Raw genomic sequence first — 19,306 nt, forward strand, 5'->3', positions numbered from 1 at the left:
TTCAGCTAACTTAGTAAGCCAATAAAAACCAAAACCTTTCTCAAAGAGGATTTTAAAAATCCATACACCCCCAAGTCAATTTCAAAAGAGCGTTCCACACTCCAATTTATAGATATTAAAATCAATAGAATAGACACGCCTACCAGTAACTTGGGATAGGCCTTTGCATTTCTTAGTAGATACAACAGGGGAAAGAAGATCGCTATAATCACTATTTGTCCTAGTTCTACCCCTATATTAAATCCTAAAAGCGAGAGGGTGAGAAACTCACTAGTAAGTCCTAGATCCCCTAAAACACTGGCAAAGCCAAATCCGTGAAAAAGTCCAAATCCAAAGGCTATTACCCAATCATTTCCTTTGAAAATAGGCACTATATTATGTAGTGCCGCCAATCCTATGGATAGGGCAATCATAGACTCTACAAACCTAGAGGGTAAAACAACTAATTGGAGGGAGGCCAAACTAAGGGTAATGGTATGGGCTATCGTAAAAAAGGTTATCACCTTAATAATGTATATAAAGGCAGGTTTAAAGCCCATAACGGGTTCCCATGAATACCTTCCCAAAACTTGCCAAAGGCCGTGGCGCCCATCCTTGTTTTCATGTGGGTTTTTACGTCGTCGTACTACTGAGGGTAATATTAAGGCTATCAAAAACAGAATATGATCTAAACCTATCCAAATGTGCCACACCCCCTGCTTTACCATGGCCACAAATCCCTTCCAAATGGAAACATCTGTTAAAGACATAGTATCTATGGGTGAATTTGGAGAAAATTCCATGGAAATATTGGATTCCTCATTAATTACTCCTGCCCGCCAATTGTATTCCGTAATTAAATAGCCCTTATGGGTAGGGTCCACATCAAAGACCGGACGAAACTCCACCTCCAATGATTCAGGTAAGGTTTCCATATTATCCAAGGAAAAGAATATCTGTAGATAATCACCCAAAACACCGGGAAAAATCTGTACAGAATCCCTTAGCAAAACTTGATGATGTCCTAATGGTGAGTTAAAGGAAGACCTGGAAAGCATATAGGCTTTTAAATCTTCCACATATGGATTGAGTTCTGAAAGTGTAACGCCTTTTTTAAAATCGGTATTGTATATTTTATTGATGTCGTTGGTGTTTATTTCAAATCTTCCATCAATACCATCATTCTCATAAACCCTAAGAAAGATATAACTTTGATTTGGAATGTGTGAAAGAAGTAGTAACGGGATAAGCAAGAAGAATCCCAACATGAAGGAAAGTCTATTACTCATAAGGCTATAAGTATTTAATGGTATTCATAAATTGGTCTAAAGGTTTGGTCTCCTTATGGTGAATGGTGGGTAACAACTTTGTAAATTAATGGCGCAAAATTCTTTAACCCATTAATCGTTTTCTATAAACTGTAATATAAATATCAGCGCAGCCAAGTAATTGCTTCCTTAGTTTGATGAGGTTCGATAAAAAGCACCTTTTCCCCCTCTAAACAACAACCACATCAAATCATTATAAATATAAGATATATAATACATTTATTTTAAATTATTATCGTTATTTTTACATTTAACTCATATTTATAACCTTATTATTATATTTTTCCAAAACCTACCTATCCCCTTTTGGAAGCCTAAACCTGACATATTGTAGTTAAAAGCCTATTTCAATACTCCCATATACTTACATAACTCCTATTGCAACATTGAGATTTATAAAATCATATTTTTAACCATCCTGAAAATGTATAAAAAAGAAAATTCCACCTTGATACTTTCCGGAAGTGATGTTTGTAGCATTGTAGAAAAATTTGGAATGGATAATATTATGGACGTCCTTATCCGTAGACTAACTACAGCCATTAAGGATTATGATCCAAAATGTACTGACGTACCCGTAAGGAGTGGTTTTAATTATACCAGTAATTATCCCGGTTTAATTGAGTGGATGCCACTACACCATAAGGATAAGGAAATTGTTATTAAGGTGGTAGGATACCACCCTAACAATCCAGAGAAGTTTAAATTACCCTCTATTCTGTCTTCCATTTCCAGCTATGACACTCAAACCGGTCATTTAAAAGGTATAGCCGATGGAGTTTTATTAACCGCCTTGCGAACAGGAGCGGCATCTGCGGTTGCAAGCAAATACCTTGCAAACCCACACAGCTCAACTTTAGGACTTATAGGATGTGGTGCACAGTCCATAACACAATTGCACGCCCTTTCCAGAATATTTGAGTTTGAAAAAGTAATGATTTATGATATTGACCCCGATGTTATAAAATCGTTCAATAAACGAATCAGTATGCTGAATCTCAATCTAGAAGTAATTCCGCTCAACGTAGGTGCCATTGTAAAGGAGGCTGATATACTATGTACCCAAACTTCTATTGGAATAGGTGAAGGCCCAATTTTTTCACATTACAAAGGCCATCAAAAGCATCTTCACATCAATGCGATTGGATCGGATTTCCCTGGAAAAATTGAATTGCCCCTAGCCCTATTAAAGGATTCTTTGGTTTGTCCAGATTTCCTTGAACAGGCAAATATAGAAGGGGAATGCCAGCAGCTGAAGCCAGAAGAAATTGGACCAAGTCTGGTTCCATTAATTCAAAACCATACCGCCTATCACCTTTTTAAGGACAAATTATCCGTGTTCGATTCTACTGGTTGGGCCTTAGAGGACCAAGTTGTTTTGGAATTGTTCTTGAATCTAGCCATGGAATTCAATATTGGTTTAAAGGTGAACTTAGAACATATCTCCTCTGATGTGAAAAATCCATATCACTTTTTATTGACTTCTGTACAAGTCTAGTTAATTTGGATAAAAATTATTAGCGTCATCAATACCTCCCGTTCCCCCAGTACTTCATAGCCCCTAGATTTCGAAAAGAAGGAGGATACCTCAATAATGGTGACCTCCGATATTTTTCCATTCCCCGTTGCCTATATTCAGCCAGCCGTTTGCGTAGGAATTTGATAGTAAATATACTATTGGGTCGTACCAAAGCCATTCAAAATTTAATTTTCGAATACCGGAACTAAAATAAAAAGCTGCTATAAGGCAACCTGACAAAAAAAGAAAATCTTTAAAATAGAAAATTTTTCGCAGCAATTTATAGCAGTAGAAAGCCATAAACAGGAGAGGTTTCCTGATGGAAAGAAGTGGGACTGCCAAAGAGTAAAGAGGAAGAATTTTAAATTGACCAGTATTTGGAAAGAGCATTATTATATAAGGTACAATAAATATTAACCGCCAAAAAAGGAGAATGATAAAGACTAAAAGAAGACCACGGTCTAGATAATGTTCCTGATTTAGATAATAATTAAAATCATACAATACATATTCCCAGCTCAATATACAGGCAACTACCAACAACAGAGATTTGATGCGATTTCCATTATCAAAGCTCTCCCAAGGTGCCAACAGTTTTCTATTGAAGACAATTATTAGAACAATGGCCAAAATAACTAGGAAAGCATTAAGGCCATTTGTTGTAATAAATTCCCAGAAAATATTCTCGCTAAAATAACTCTTTGAGGGTATAGTAGTGATCCAAAACAAGATTCTTTCTATCGTTACAAAAATCAAAAGCACTATTAAAAGTCTTGGAAAAAGATTTTTCCAATGTTCAGGATTGAATGCTATTCTACTTCAATAGCTAACCAGATTCCTCATAAACGATTTAAAGGTGGAATTCATCATATTTTTCTGGTAAAGCAAAATTAATAGGTAGGTGTAAAGAAAATTTTAGTTAAATTTAAGAAAATAAAAATTAGACCCCATCTTCTTTATTCTTCAACCCTCTGGTTAAGAGTCGGTTGAAAATACATCACTTATACTAATTAACGAGCTGAAAAATTATTTGAAATTTTGTTAGCCTAGGTTTTATCAATATAACACAAGCTACCAGAGTAATTGCTTCAGGGCAATTCCAAAAGGCTATCGTCTGGAATAATTGATTGCGCTTAGGCGCGAGCATCAAAATAAGTAAATCCCACTAAGTGGGCGTATTTAACCAACTCCCTCTATCCAAGTTTTATAGAATCATTGGATGTAGGACAAAAACCACTATAAAATTGGATTTCACTTGGACAAAAGAACAATTGGATTATAAAAGCCGGGTCATCAAGTTTGCACAGGAAGAATTAAATAATTCCATAGCAAGTAATGATGTCAGCAGCACCTTTTCCATGCAAGATTGGCAAAAATGTGCCCACTTTGGTATTCAGGCCTTGGCATGTCCATCGGCATACGGAGGGCAAGATAAAGAAGTAGATATACTATCTGCTACCCTAGCTATGGAAGGGCTTGGGTATGGATGTAGGGACAACGGTCTTCCCTTTGCCCTAAACGCACAAATGTGGACGGTTCAAAACCCCATTTCCAAATTTGGTAGTGAAATGCAAAAAAAGCGATTTCTTCCCAAACTAGCATCTGGGGAATGGATTGCCTCTCACGGACTGACCGAACCCAATGCAGGATCCGATATTTTCTCCATGGAAACCACTGCCACCAAAGTCGATGGCGGATATGTTCTAAACGGAAAAAAATGCCTAATTACCTTGGCGCCAATTGCAGATGTAGCCCTTGTATTTGCTAGTACTAACAAGTCCCTAGGGAAATGGGGCGTTACTGGGTTTATAGTGGAAAATGGAATGCCAGGTTTTACCAGGGGTGAAAATCAACATAAAATGGGGCTCAGAACGGTACCAATTGGAGATTTACTATTTAAAGATTGTTTTGTACCCCTGGAAAATAGATTAGGGGGTGAAGGTGCAGGATGGAGTATTACCACCACCTCCTTGGAGTATGATCGGTGTACCATTCTTGCCAGTCAATTGGGGGCCATGGAACGCCAATTGGAGGAAACCATAAAATTTGTAAAACAACGAAAACAGTTTGGAAAATCTATCGGGGATTTTCAATCTGTATCCAACCGGATTGCCAATATGAAACTGAGACTGGAGACCTCAAGACTGATGCTCTATAAGGTAGCCTGGCTAAAAAGCATAGGGAAATCGGCCATGATGGAAGCAGCCCTCTTAAAACTTCTATTAAGTGAAAGCTTTGTACAGTCTAGCCTCGATGCCATTCGGAATCAAGGAGGAAGTGGGTATTTAACCGCCACGGAGGTAGAGCGCGACTTAAGGGATGCTGTTGGGGGGGTTATTTATGCAGGTACTTCAGATATACAAAGGAATATAATTGCCAACCTACTAGGGCTATAATGAAAAAAGTATAAATGTCAACAACAACACTGGTAGATATTATTAGCAACTCCTCGGATAAATCCCCTCACAAAGCGGCTTTTAGATTTGAGCAGGAAGCTATATCCTACCGTGAATTGGAGGTGAAAACCACTCAACTTGCAAAATACTTGGCCAGTGTTGGAGTTCAGAAGGGCGATCGGGTAGGGATTTTCATGAACCGCTGTTTGGAAAGCGTAATTGCAGTGTATGGGATCATGAAGGCCGGTGCGGCCTATGTACCCCTAGATGCCAATGCCCCCCATGCCAGAACAGTATTTCTTTTAAATGATGCCAACATTAAAATAGTGGTAGGTACCGAAACGTTTTCCAAAAAACTTCAAAAACTGTTGGAGGCCCAAAGTCCTCTGGAGCGGTTGATTGGGGTGCAGCTTAAAGTAACTTACCAGACTACCCCGTGGAAAGAGATTTATCAAGTGGAAATAAAAGATTTTAAGCCCATTTTAATTACCGAAGAGGATGTAGCGTACATTATGTACACCTCTGGGTCTACGGGTTTACCAAAGGGCATTGTACACTCCCATAAAAGCGGGTTAACCTATGCCAGGTTATCGGCTCAATTATTTAAGGTATCCCCGGAAGATCGGGTAGGAAACCATGCCCCATTGCATTTTGACATCTCCACATTCGGATATTTTACCGCGCCGCTAGCAGGCGCTACCACCATTATAATCCCAGAAGCTCATACCAAATTACCCGTAAGTATGTTGGCCCTAATGGAGAAGGAAAAGCTTAGCATTTGGTATTCCGTGCCTCTTGCACTGATTCAATTGCACCTCTGCGGATTAATCTCCGAATATAATCTAACATCCTTGCGCTGCGTCCTTTTTGGTGGAGAGAATTTCACTTTAAAATATTTACGGGCTTTAATGCAAGAGTGGCCACATGCCAAATTCTACAATATTTACGGTCCGGCCGAAGTAAACCAATGTACCCATTACCTTATAGATGAATTGCCTCCGCTAGACAAACCCGTTCCAATTGGCAAGGTTTGGGGTGCTAATGAGTATAAAATACTGAATAAAAATGATCAAGAGTTGAGAGGTATAGGCCAAGTTGGGGAGTTGGTTGTTAAAACAGATACCATGATGATAGGGTATTGGAATAATCCAGAATTGACCAAGAAATCGTTCTATTTAGAAAACACCTCTTCCAATAAAACAAAGAAATATTTTAGAACTGGGGATTTAGTAAAACGGAACCTTACAAACGATCTGGTATTTGTAGGACGTAACGACCGACAAGTGAAGTTTAGAGGCTATCGTGTTGAGTTGGATGAAATAGAGACGGTGCTGGAGCGACATAATTTAATCAAAAAAGCAGCAGTTTGCTTGGTGAATAGTAGTCCTTCGGACACCGTGATTTTTGCAGGTATCCAGTTGGAAAAAACAACTATGATTTCTCCTAATGCCCTAAAGTTGTACTGCAAACTACACCTCCCCCCTTATATGGTGCCTCAAAAAATAGAAATAATGAAAGAATTTCCTAAAACCAGCTCTGGTAAAATTGATCTTCTCGCTTTTAAAAACAAAATTAAGGCTATTTAATATGAATGAAATATTGATAACATATATCTGTGAGGATTTACTGAACAATGAATTGGAATCCGGGCTAAGCCCGCAGGATGATTTATTGGGGAGTGGTATTTTAGATTCTTTGGGTATGATGAAGCTGATCCTGTTTATAGAACAAAAATACAATATAACGGTTCCTCCACAGGATATGATTATTGAGAACTTTATGACCGTATCGCATATCACCAACTATTTAACTAATAAAGAACAATCCTAAAACGCCTATGGGTACTAATGAAACTTCATCATATAAGAAACTGACCAAAAGTCAGTTATCGCTATGGATCGGTCAAAAGCTACATCCAGAGGTACCCCTTTATAATATGGCCCATTCATTTGAAATAAATGGTGCCATAAATCCTGAGATATTTTCCAAGGCATTCCAGGAATTAATTAACAGAACGGATGCCTTGCGAACCGTTTTTTCAGAATTAGAGACAAGTCCGGTACAATCCATACTTCCCCATCTAACTTACAAGCTGGAAGTGTTGGATGTTAGCACGGAGACCGAACAATCCATCCAAAACTGGATGGAACATAGAAGTCGGCAACTTTTTAACCTCTCCCAACCTCTCTTCGATTCAGTCCTACTAAAAGTGTCCCCAAATAGGTATATCTGGTTTCTCAATATTCACCATTTAGTCACGGATGCAAGCTCCTCCTCTATTTTATATAGGGCAATGAGTTCTCTTTACAGACATCTACAGGAAGATACCCTTGCTGCCTTTAAGGAAATACCTTCCTATAGCAACTACATTGATTTTGAAACGGAACGGACTGCATCACAAAAGCAATCGGAAACAGCATCTTACTGGAAACAAAGACTGGCAAACCAATTAGGCCCTCCAAAGTTTTACGGTAAACACCCTGCTAAAACATCTACCAGATCCCATCGAGTACAGTTACATATGGGAAAGGAAAGAATGAGGAAATTAACGGCATTGGCAGCGCGCCCAGATATTAGGGCATGGACAAAGGATTTAACCCTATTTCATCTCTTTACTACGCTTTTGGTGGCCTATTTGTACCGTGTGACAGAAAATCCACATATTTCCATCGGTATTCCTTCCCACAATCGTTCCACTACGGTTTTTAAGCAAACTCCAGGACTTTTTATAGCCTTGTTTCCCATGATATTTCAATTAGAGGCTACTGATAGTTTTGGCAAGCTTTTAGAACGCGTTAAATTAGAGACCGCTAATTACTTGCGGTATGCACAACCAGGGATGTCTACCCCCTCAATAAACAAAAGTTTTAATGTAATCTTGAATTTTATTAATGCACAATTCAACGACTTTAATGGTATTCCTATGCGTTCTGAATGGATACACCCCGGTCATTGCGATCCTGCACACCATTTACGATGTCATGTAATGGACTTTGATGGAACGGGCGATATAACGATGCTATTAGATTTTAATGAAAGTGTTTTTGACACTCAACTCAGGAGTCAGGCTCCTATGCACTTATTAAATTTAATGGATGGACTGCTAGACAATTTGGAGCACCCGGTAGGAATGCCCAGCATGATTACGGAAAAAGAAGAAACAACGCTATTGCGTAGTCAAACTATTAAGTTTACTAGTTTTTCGTCTGTAGTACATCAATTTAAACAACAGGTAAAATCTAAGCCAAACAAACCGGCATTATATGACAGAAATAAACAGTACACCTACCGGGAAATAGATCAAAAATCGAATCAACTTGCTACTTTATTACTGGAAAAAGGGATTATTAAAGGTAGCCGGGTTGCCTTATATATGGAAAGAAGTCCTGCCTACCTCATTGCCCTGATAGCTGTATTAAAATCCGGAGGAACCTTCATTCCAATTCCCTCCGATACCCCTATAAATCGCGTTGCATTAATATTGCAAGACTCGGAAAGCGCACTCCTATTAACTAGTAAAAACCTTGTAGAAGATAACCCCATATCCACTATTGATATTATGCATTTGGTGGTAGATCCCGATAATATGGAGGCTAATGGAGAAAAGGATATGATTCCCTCCCTTCATGCCACAGACATCGCTTATATTTTGTATACCTCAGGATCTTCAGGAAAACCAAAAGGAGTACTAATTTCCCATGCTGCCCTCACAAATTATCTTACTTGGGCTAAGGGCGCGTATGCATTGGAAGATCATATTAAAATGCCACTTTTCACCTCCATAGGCTTTGATTTAACCATCACCGCTACGTTTTTACCGCTGATTACAGGGGGTGAACTTATTATCTACCAAGAAATGGAATCGGGTCCCGATCTATCATTTTTGGATGTAATTACGGACAACCTTGTGAATGCCATTAAGCTTACCCCTTCACATTTAACGTTGATCTCTGATATGGATCTAGCAAAGTCTAACATTAAGTTGATGATTCTTGGAGGGGAAGACCTAAAGACCCAGCTTGTAAAATCGGTTTTAAACAGTTTTACTAACCCAATAAAAATCTTTAACGAATATGGACCAACCGAAGCAACGGTTGGCTGTATAGTAGCGCAATATGATGTAAGCTCACATACTAAAACTATTGTCCCTATTGGGAAACCTATAGATAATATGAAGGCCTACGTTTTAGATGCCTACCTCAATCTAGTGCCCAATGGATTAGTTGGAGAACTATTTCTTAGTGGTATTGGTCTGGCAGAAGGTTATGTAAACCTCCCCAACTTAACCCTTGAGAAGTTTATAACCAATCCCTTTATCAAGGGAGATAAATTATACTCCACTGGAGATTTAGCTCGTTGGAACGATTCCAAAGACCTAGAGTTTCTTGGAAGGAAGGACGATCAGGTAAAGCTTGGAGGTGTTAGGATTGAACTGGCGGAGGTGGAATCAAATTTACTGCAACATCCGGCCTTAAAGAATTGCGCAGTGCTACTTCTGGAAGAAGAAAATAGACTGCCAGAAAAGGACGTTGTCCACTGCACTCAATGTGGCCTTCCCTCCAACTACCCCAAAACGGATTTTGATGAAAGCGGGGTTTGTCATCTATGCAATGCTTTTAAAAGCTATAAGGACAAGGCACTTCGGTACTTTAAAACGGAAGACGAATTAGCTTCCCTGTTGATGTCTAATAGAGGAAAGAATCCTACTTATGATTGTATCTCCCTATTAAGTGGAGGTAAAGATAGTACCTACGTATTGGCACGGTTGGTGGATATGGGTTTAAAAGTACTCGCATTTACCTTAGACAATGGTTATATATCAGAGCAGGCCAAAGAAAATATCCGTAGCATTATAACCAAGCTTGGAGTAGATCATATTTATGGCAGTACCGACCAAATGAACAAAATTTTTGTGGACAGCCTTCACCGTCATCACAACGTTTGCAACGGTTGCTTTAAAACTATCTATACTCTTAGCACAAAACTTGCTCTGGAGAAAAAGGTGCCCTTTATAATCACTGGCCTATCTCGTGGTCAATTCTTTGAAACCCGTTTATCGGAGGAGCTGTTTTTGGATGAAGAAGTTCAAATAGCAACTATAGACGACACCATTTTACAGGCTAGAAAACTGTACCATCAAGAAGACGATGCTGTAAAACAATGTTTGGACGTTACCATGTTCCAAAAAGAAGACACCTTTGAAAGAGTACAATTTTTGGATTTTTATAGATATAGTGATGTACGCTTGGAAGAAATGCTTACCTTTTTAAAGGAAAAAGTAGGTTGGGTACGGCCAACCGACACAGGTAGATCTACCAATTGCCTGATAAATCAGGTAGGAATCTATGTGCATAAAAAACAACTGGGGTATAGTAATTATGCCTACCCCTATAGTTGGGATGTACGTATGGGACATAAGACGCGAACTGAAACATTAGAAGAAATCAACGAGCCTATAAATGAAAAGGAAGTAAAGCGTATCATGAACGAAATTGGATATCAAGACTCCAATACCTTTGGGATGAACCCCAAACAACTGGTAGCTTATTATACTGGAAGTGGAATTAATAACTCAAAGGATCTCTCCGATTTCCTAAAGAAACGCCTTCCTCACCACATGATTCCCAGCCGCTTTAAATTTATGAAAGAACTTCCCCTTACCGTCAACGGAAAAGTTGATAAAAAAGCATTAAAGGATCTGGATTATAAACAACTGGAAATGGAGACCCCATTTGTTTCACCAAATGGAGAAATAGAAGAGCTATTGGCTGGAATTTGGCAAGAGGTGTTGGGATTAAAACGATTAGGTTCCCAAGATGATTTTATTGCCCTAGGCGGTCATTCTTTAGCGGCTATTAGGATTACCGCTCGTTTAAAAGATGAACTACACCTAAACTTCCCTCTGAACAAGATTTTTGAACTACCCACTATTTCAGAATACGCTAAATACATAGAGAATACCCTAATGACACTTATGAAGGAATAAAATGAAAATGACTGTGATAAATACTTGGCTAAACCTGCTTAAAATACATTAGGTGGCACTCCTTTGGGCTAGTTCTTCATTTTCCAATTTAGCCCTTTACAGGATCACCTTTCCGGCCCCGATTAGTTCTCCATTTTTATACGGTAGCGACACCTTTATACTAAACACCCAATACCACTCCGTGAAATATTGAAAAAAATACTAATTAAAAAACCAACCAAATGAGAAATCTTTTTGTCTTTATTGTGCTTTTAGGTCTTTTTGAGAACCTAAGAGCCCATGATATAAACGGATCAATTTTATCTGAAGACCATACTCCATTGAGTGGAGTGGGCGTTTATAATAAAACAACCGGAGCCTATACGTATTCTAATGTATCTGGGTATTTTGAATTAGATGATATCTCTACAGGAGATCACATTTATTTTTATAGTTTGGGGTTCCATAACTACCAGCTTACCATAACCCAAGGGCATTTAGACAGTACCGTTGAAATAATAATGAAAGAGGCTGCTGTATCCTTGGATCAAGTTATTCTGGTATCCAAAGTAAATGCTCTGAGTCAATTTGTGAATGTGGATGTAAAAACCAATCCCGTAAAATCATCTCAGGAGATACTGAGAAAGGTCCCAGGACTTATTATTGGTCAACATGCCGGTGGCGGAAAGGCAGAGCAGATATTCCTTCGTGGGTTCGATATTGATCATGGAACGGATATCGCCATTTCCGTAGATGGAATTCCAGTAAATATGGTATCTCATGCCCATGGACAAGGTTATGCCGATATGCATTTCATTATTCCAGAAACCATAGATAATATAGATTTTGGGAAGGGGGCATTTTATGCGCAAAAAGGGAATTTTAATACCGCAGGATATATTGATTTACATACGAAGGACAAGCTAGAAAACAACTTGGTTTCCATAGAACTAGGACAATTTAATACTCTTAGAAATCTGGCTATGTTAAAAGTATTGGAAAGAAAACATCACAATGCTTATTTAGCCTCAGAACTACTATTGTCTGATGGTCCCTTTACCTCCCCACAAAATTTTAACCGGATTAATGTTATGGGACGTTATGCATATAATAATAGGAGTGATCAGGAACTGCGTATTTCCATATCCCATTTTCAAAGTAAATGGGACGCTTCAGGGCAAATACCACAGCGAGCCATAGATCAGGGGTTAATTGGAAGGTTTGGGGCTATAGATGATACGGAAGGAGGGAATACAAGTAGATCAAATTTTTTGGTGAATCACAGAAAACAATTAAACGAACATGCCAGTATCACCAGCAAAGCGTACGTTTCTGCCTATGATTTTGAATTATTTTCCAATTTCACCTTTTTCTTGGAAGACCCAGAAAATGGAGATCAGATAAGACAAAAGGAAAATCGGACCCTATTTGGAGTAGAGACCAAGTATCTGCATTCCATACACGTAGGTGACCATGACTCCCAATTAAAGTACGAGGCAGGAGTTGGTTTTAGATATGATGATATTAATAAGGTACAATTATCCAAAACCAAAAACAGGAAGGAACTTTTGGACCGAATCGCTTACGGAAATATTGACGAGTTTAACGGATATGGATTTTTTGATTTAACCTACAAGAAAAACCACTGGACGTTTAATCCAGGATTGCGGATAGATTATTTCAAATTCGATTATGAAAATCTACTAACAGGGGATTATGATCTAAAAAGTGAAAACAAACTGTTTTTAGGCCCAAAATTTAACCTCCTATTCTCCGCTTCGCAAATGCTACAACTCTATTTGAAAAGTGGTATCGGTTTTCATTCCAATGACACTCGGGTTGTAACGGCCAACAATGGTGAAAAGATATTACCAGCTGCTTATTCCGTGGATTTGGGAACGATTGTAAAACCCATAGATCAACTGGTATTAAATGCAACCCTTTGGAGTTTATTTCTGGAACAGGAATTTGTCTATGTTGGTGATGCCGGAATTGTGGAACCCAGTGGGAAAACAAGGCGATTAGGGGCCGATTTGGGCCTGAGGTACCAGCTCAATGATTGGTTATACTTTAATGGGGATATAAACTATACTTTTGCTAGAAGCACCGAGGAACCCCAGGATATGGACTACATTCCATTAGCACCAGATCTTACCTCCTCCCTTGGGTTGTCCTTTAGGGATTTAAACAACTTTTCTGGAAGTCTTAATACTAGATATATAAAAAACAGACCCGCCAATGAGGACAATTCCATAGTGGCTGAAGGATATACTGTGGTCGATTTCAATGTAAATTACGCCCTTAAAAATTGGAGTGTTGGACTTATTGTAGAGAATTTACTGGATACCAAATGGAACGAAACCCAATTTGCAACAGAGAGCAGACTGTTTAACGAACCTTCCTCTGTTGAAGAAATCCATTTTACACCAGGAAGCCCATTTTATCTACGAGGCAAAATATCCGTCAAGTTCTAAATATTAGTTAAGGATTGCAGTCTAGATGGTGTTTTTTAAGACATAAGTTTACGGACTAGCTAGGAGATGGATAGCACAGGAGAAGAATGCTAAAAGCCAGCATCTTGTAGATTTTCTATGGAATTTTCTAAACTTTCACCACCATCTATTGATTCTGGTTGCAATTGCCCCTTTTCCTGGAAAAATTTATAGATCATTCTTTTCTCTTCTAGGCTAAAGTCCCGCTTGTTAAACCAATCATTGGCGGCAATTCTTTCTTCCTCCTCCTGGGCCAAGCGAAGTACTTCATCGGTAACCTCATACCAATATACCCACCTGTTATTTGCTTGGGCATAACAGATTTCGTCGTTTAAGGCAGACGTGGTCTCAACATTCCGTAACCTTTCTCCATTTTCAAGTATTGCCAAGGTCTTGGTTAATCTAACTACCTCCGAAAAGGTATATCGCATAAAGTCTGTGAACCCATTCTGACTTACATTATATAGCTTATCCCCTACTTTTAACATTGTCTTTATTTAAATCAGGGCGCAAAAATACCTTACCAAAACTACTTAAGGAACCATTGATGCTGAATTTTATAAACACTAGGAAAAAGCAATCCCTTGGTGAAAATACTATACCTCTTTATAGGTGTCTTTTCAATTAAGATTAATCTCAAAGCCTATTCCCTTATTTATATATTCTCAATTGATAGCGATAAAACCCCAAAAAGCAGTATTTTCAGACTTAGATGAACGCCATTAATGCAATTGGTGTAATTTTGTTGCCTAAAACTTTTTGGAATGAATATTCAGCGAGAATTGGAGAAAAGAAGCAATAATAGCTGTGAGCTATGTACTAGCACCGAAAACTTAGTAGTCTTGGAGGTACAGCCTGTAAAGAATAACGGTCTAGATGGAAGTCTATTGGTTTGTGGTATATGTAAAGAACAGATTGAAGACTCTGATAAAACAGAACCCAATCATTGGAGGTGTTTAAATGACAGCATGTGGAGCGAGCATACTCCTGTTAAAGTGATTGCTTGGAGAATGTTAAATAGAATTCGTCAGGAAGGTTGGCCACAAGACCTTTTGGATATGATGTACCTGGAGGAGGAAGAGTTGGAATGGGCCAAAGCTACCGGCGAAGGTGCTCCCGAAGAGAATCAAGTTGTTCATCGCGACAGCAATGGTGTTATTATTGAATCTGGGGACAGCGTGGTACTTATTAAAGATTTACCTGTAAAGGGATCTAGTATGGTTGCCAAAAGGGGTACCGCTGTAAGACGCGTCTCCTTAGATCGGGATAATGCCGAGTTTATAGAAGGAAGAGTAGACGGACAACAAATAGTGATTCTTACCAAGTACGTGAAAAAATTATAGGGTAAGGCAGTATTAGATACTGCTTAACACGTTTTTGCATGGTTTCTATACTGGTTAGGATTCATTATAGGATTTTTTCCATTTCAAATCGGAAATCAGTCAACTTTTATAAAACCAATAAGAAGTAACCAATGGCCAAGAACGATGCTTATGCCGCGTTAAGATTTAGGGAATTCAACATTTTCTTGATAGTCCGTTTCGCTATGGTATTTGCTTGGTCTATGCAGTTTATTGTCATAGAATGGGAGGTATACTCTTTAACCAAGAATCCATTATCCTTAGGGATAATAGGGCTTATGGAAGTAATTCCTGCTGTATCCATGGCACTTTTTGCTGGGTATATTGTTGACCAAAAGGAAAAAAAAGGATTGCTTTTAAAATACATTTTAGGGTTTTCTGTAATCAGCTAAGGACTTTTTTTATTGACTTGGCCAAAATTGGTGGGCAGTTGGTCCAAGAATGAAATTTTATACTCCATCTATTTTCTGGTATTTTTAGGGGGAATTGTACGTGCTTTTCTAGGACCTACTATATTCTCCCTTTTTGCATTGATAGTACCAAAAAGTGTGTATCCCAATGCTGCTACTTGGAGTAGTTCGGTTTGGCAAATGGGGGCAGTGTTGGGGCCAGCTCTCGCCGGATTCAGTATTCACTGGATCGGGGTACATTGGTCCATGTGCCTTATATTCTTCTTTTCCTTAATTGCTATTATAACGCTTACCCAAATCAAAAGAAAACCCATTCTAAATCCTAAAATAGGGGAGCCAGTATTACAAAGTCTTAAAGAGGGCGTGAAGTTTGTTTTTAGTACAAAGGTTATTCTAGGGGCTTTAAGCCTGGATATGATTGCCGTACTTTTTGGCGGAGCGGTGGCTCTCCTTCCTATTTATGCGCAAGATATTTTAAAGGTAGGTCCGGAAGGCTTTGGAATATTAAGAGCAGCCCCCGCGGTGGGCGCCTTGATTATTATGTTTACCTCTGCCCATTTTCCCCTAACTAAAAATGCCGGCATGAAATTACTGGGAGCTATTTTTGGATTTGGAATATGTATTATCGTTTTTGGAGTATCCACTTGGTTCTGGGTATCGGTCGTAGCACTATTCCTAAGCGGGGCCACGGACGGAATCTCCATGGTAATACGTCAAACCATTTTACAATTAAGGACACCAGACCACATGCGTGGAAGGGTGGCTTCCGTTAACTCTATGTTTGTGGGATCATCCAACGAGTTAGGAGCTTTTGAAAGTGGACTTGCTGCCAAACTGATGGGTACCGTCACCTCAGTGGTCTTTGGAGGTTGTATGACTTTGGCAACTGTTTTATTTACCGGGGCTGTCTCCCCCACTTTTAGAAAGTTAGATTTACGCAAGGATATGGAGGAGCATGGAACGGCAGATAGTAAGCGAAATTAAACTTCCATAAAACAGAAATAAGAACTTACTTATCTACTATTGTTTTAAAATACACTATATATCCTTATATATTGATCTTCATGGATAATACACTAAAATCCATTCGGGAGCATCTACATCCTCGCTTTGCTGCACAACTTCAAAACCGTTTTTTATATAAAAGTGTTTCAATGCCTCTTCCTCAATAGTTAACCAATACCCTTGAGTTGGGAATTGAATCTTTAGAGCGGAGAGCCAGCGGGAACCTAAGGCTTCATTTCTTCTATCTAAATCCACATATAAAAAACCTATATAATGATACCCTTTGGAGGAGTACCGGTCACCTATTAAAATTTCGAAATCCGTTCTATTTGGAGGGGTGGTCTTAAAAACGATTCCTCCAGCAACAATCATATTATTATCCAATAAGGCATATATATTGGCCGTATCAGCATAGAACTTCCATAATGGGCTGATAATTTCCTGCCAATCCATGGGCAGCATATTAAAAAAATCCTGGTAGTTACTCCTTATTTCCTGGAATTCCATAATACCTATTTTTTACCTACTACAGTCTTTCATATTCTTGGGAATCAGGTATTATCTAATGAAGTGTATGGTCTTTTTAAACCCATTCAATTTTTCTACAACAAGCCCCAGGACCATAATCTATCAAAATCATCGGACCACCGGTCACCAATGTCCGTACGGTAATACACATTATTAATTATAATATTCCCAATCCTATTTTTCATCATCCGTTGGGCATCCTTCATGGTAAGCCCTGTTCCACTTACCATTAAAGCGATCCCTGTATTCCCAGTAATCAACCATTCTCCATTTACTTTTTTAAGGTGCATTGGGTGAATGCCTTCCTTCATTTCCTTTTTAAATACTATTACAGAGTCTTTGGAGAACAGTTCAAAAGACTTTTTATCTTCAAAGGGAAAGGGAGGAACCACCATATAGGCACCTACTTGAAATCCCTTTCTAACATTAATCTTAAAGTGTTCACCCGCAGCCAATTTATAGAACATATTTCCTATGGGTTCTACGATTCCTGCACGCTGAATGTATATTTGCGGATAGCCAAACCTAGCAGTAAATTCTAATGGATAAATGCCATTTCCGTTTACAATACAGTTGATATCTAACTGTCCTACGAATCCCCCTTTTGCCAAAGACTTTTCAAACTTTTTTAATGTTGCGTCAAAAATAGGCGAATCTTTGGTCCAAAACATGCTAGAGCCCATTTCACCAGTGGAAATTCCCAATTCTTTGGGGAATAACTTTTTATGTTCGAAGGTTACGTTAATTGGGTAAATAAATTCTTTTCCGTTAAAATAAGCAGAAACAGATACCTCTACCCCTTTTACCTTCCGTTGTAATTGGAAGTTGCCAAAATCATTGCCCCAAGATTTCTCGTAGGCCTTTAACACTCGAATAACATCCAAGCCTTCATCGTCGTTACCCACAAATAATAATTGCTTGTATTCTTGGGTTTCCCCGGAGGGTTTTATTACATATGAATTTGGATTGCTTTTCACATAATCTATAGCATCCTGAAAATTAAAAAACTCCTTGGATGGCAGTATTTTTATTCCGTGTTTCTTAAGTTCGTCTTGACCAAAATTACGATCCAATTCCAATAAGTCTGAATATTCGGTACCTCCAATTACCAATTTTCCCTGAGCCCTTAATTCGGCACATATTTTACCATAACCAGTATAGTCAAAGATTAGCACATCGGCCCAGGCTATATGTTTTTTCCAATCCCTGACTTTTTTAACAAAGCCGTAGCCTATTTCTCGGGAGGGTTTATCCTCAATATACATCTTCAACTCGTGACCTTCATTTAAAATTGCCAAAGCCAAATCTAGAGTTTCACCCCATCGGGAGATGATTAAAAAATTGCGTTTTATTACGGTCTTATTGTTCTTAGGTTGTTCCTTATTCAAAGTAGGAATGGTTTATTTGATTAATGTGAAAATTGCGAATGGCAGATTTAAATTGGAAGCCCAAAAAGTCTTGCCCATAGCGAGGTGACGAAGTAAAGGTCTGTCAGTATTTCTTATTTAAGTATAAATGTGGTTTGGAAAAGGCTCAAAAAACTGGTAAAACATGTTTAGGGACTGCAATGCACAAAAGTTTATGTCCTAACATAATCATGGTTACAATAGATTTACCCCATCTCCCTCTTGCATTAAGTTTAATCAAAGATATACGAAAAATTGACACAAAAATTAAAAATATCCCTCAGCCTAATAAATCTCTAAACCCCTTATATCACAGGATTTTACCTAATATTTGAGCTAGCTTTACTACTGAAGAGTACCACCAACATTACAATATGATAAGGGTATAGAGGGCAAAACCAAGCTACCTTATAAAGTTTGCTTTTGGCTTTAACTTGCTATTATTAATTCTTTTACAATTATCTGCTCCGCTACTTCTTGATTATTAATTTATGCCTAAATCTATTGCCATCATTGGTGGTAATATTAAGAATGTAGAATCCACTTTCCAGAGCGGAAACGTCAAAACGATATATTCCATTCATCGATTTGGACTCTAATGGTTGAAGGCTTCCTATATATCGTCCGCTAACATCGTGGATTTTAAAATCCCTAATTTCCAAAGACTTATCCCATAAGCTAACTGCAACCTCCCAACTTGCAGGGTTGGGGGTTATGCTTACCATATTCATTTCTGGATTTATTTCAGTTTCAGCAATAGCACTAGTTGAAGTTCTCGTTGATACTCCTTTCCCAGCAGCTCCTTGTGGACCCGCTGGACTGCTATTTCCTAAGACCTCAATCCCATTAATAATAGGATGGCGAACACCACCATCGGCAACCAAAGAGGAGAAGTCAATATCCAAAACCCCGTCCGT

Annotated in this window: 12 protein-coding genes and 1 pseudogene; 8 read left to right on the forward strand and 5 right to left on the reverse strand. The window is 38.6% G+C overall.

Annotated elements, in window-relative coordinates; all coding sequences use genetic code 11:
• Positions 1–5 precede the first annotated feature (5 nt).
• Positions 6–1,268 carry a HupE/UreJ family protein gene (locus F1E73_RS05410; RefSeq protein WP_150451334.1) on the reverse strand — a complete coding sequence of 421 codons (1,263 nt, stop codon included), beginning with the start codon at positions 1,266–1,268 and terminating at the stop codon, positions 6–8.
• 463 nt (positions 1,269–1,731) lie between these two features.
• On the opposite strand from F1E73_RS05410, the gene F1E73_RS05415 reads away from it, so the two are divergent.
• From F1E73_RS05415 to F1E73_RS05440, 6 genes are all read left to right on the forward strand, one after another.
• The gene (locus tag F1E73_RS05415; RefSeq protein WP_150451335.1) at positions 1,732–2,805 is read left to right on the forward strand and encodes an ornithine cyclodeaminase family protein; all 1,074 of its coding nucleotides are present in this window, start codon (positions 1,732–1,734) and stop codon (positions 2,803–2,805) included.
• A gap of 1,190 nt (positions 2,806–3,995) precedes the next feature.
• On the forward strand, positions 3,996–5,222 hold the full coding sequence (locus tag F1E73_RS05420; RefSeq protein ID WP_223883365.1) for an acyl-CoA dehydrogenase family protein: 1,227 nt from the start codon (positions 3,996–3,998) through the stop codon (positions 5,220–5,222).
• Positions 5,223–5,236: 14 nt separating this feature from the next.
• Positions 5,237–6,808, forward strand: coding sequence for an amino acid adenylation domain-containing protein (locus F1E73_RS05425; RefSeq protein ID WP_150451336.1), 1,572 nt, complete (start codon positions 5,237–5,239; stop codon positions 6,806–6,808).
• Position 6,809: 1 nt separating this feature from the next.
• A complete protein-coding gene (locus F1E73_RS05430) occupies positions 6,810–7,052 on the forward strand; it encodes an acyl carrier protein (RefSeq protein WP_086478237.1) in 243 nt (80 codons plus the stop codon).
• 7 nt (positions 7,053–7,059) lie between these two features.
• A complete protein-coding gene (locus F1E73_RS05435; protein ID WP_150451337.1) occupies positions 7,060–11,208 on the forward strand; it encodes a non-ribosomal peptide synthetase in 4,149 nt (1,382 codons plus the stop codon).
• A gap of 221 nt (positions 11,209–11,429) precedes the next feature.
• Positions 11,430–13,661: a TonB-dependent receptor gene (locus tag F1E73_RS05440; RefSeq protein WP_150451338.1), complete on the forward strand. Its 2,232-nt coding sequence runs from the start codon at positions 11,430–11,432 to the stop codon at positions 13,659–13,661.
• A gap of 89 nt (positions 13,662–13,750) precedes the next feature.
• Here the strand turns inward: F1E73_RS05440 and F1E73_RS05445 are convergent, their stop codons facing one another.
• Positions 13,751–14,167, reverse strand: a complete 417-nt coding sequence (locus F1E73_RS05445) for a pyruvate kinase (protein ID WP_191088989.1) — start codon at positions 14,165–14,167, stop codon at positions 13,751–13,753.
• A 276-nt stretch (positions 14,168–14,443) separates the two neighbouring features.
• Here F1E73_RS05445 and F1E73_RS05450 point away from each other — a divergent pair, with 276 nt between their 5' ends.
• Together F1E73_RS05450 and F1E73_RS05455 are read left to right on the forward strand one after the other, a co-directional pair.
• Positions 14,444–15,022 (forward strand): PhnA domain-containing protein, encoded by a 579-nt coding sequence (locus F1E73_RS05450; protein WP_086478234.1) that lies wholly within the window; start codon positions 14,444–14,446, stop codon positions 15,020–15,022.
• Between the two features lie 131 nt (positions 15,023–15,153).
• Positions 15,154–16,434: pseudogene (locus tag F1E73_RS05455) on the forward strand (MFS transporter).
• A 78-nt stretch (positions 16,435–16,512) separates the two neighbouring features.
• Here F1E73_RS05455 and F1E73_RS05460 read toward each other — a convergent pair.
• The 3 genes from F1E73_RS05460 to F1E73_RS05470 all read right to left on the reverse strand — a co-directional run.
• A complete protein-coding gene (locus tag F1E73_RS05460) occupies positions 16,513–16,962 on the reverse strand; it encodes an N-acetyltransferase (RefSeq protein WP_150451339.1) in 450 nt (149 codons plus the stop codon).
• A 95-nt stretch (positions 16,963–17,057) separates the two neighbouring features.
• Positions 17,058–18,371, reverse strand: coding sequence for a phosphoribosylamine--glycine ligase (locus F1E73_RS05465; protein WP_150451340.1), 1,314 nt, complete (start codon positions 18,369–18,371; stop codon positions 17,058–17,060).
• Between the two features lie 488 nt (positions 18,372–18,859).
• Positions 18,860–19,306 (reverse strand): T9SS type A sorting domain-containing protein (locus F1E73_RS05470; protein WP_150451341.1); only part of this gene is annotated, 447 nt, incomplete at its 5' end.

Source organism: Arenibacter lacus (assembly GCF_008711145.1).
Classification (GTDB): domain Bacteria; phylum Bacteroidota; class Bacteroidia; order Flavobacteriales; family Flavobacteriaceae; genus Arenibacter; species Arenibacter amylolyticus.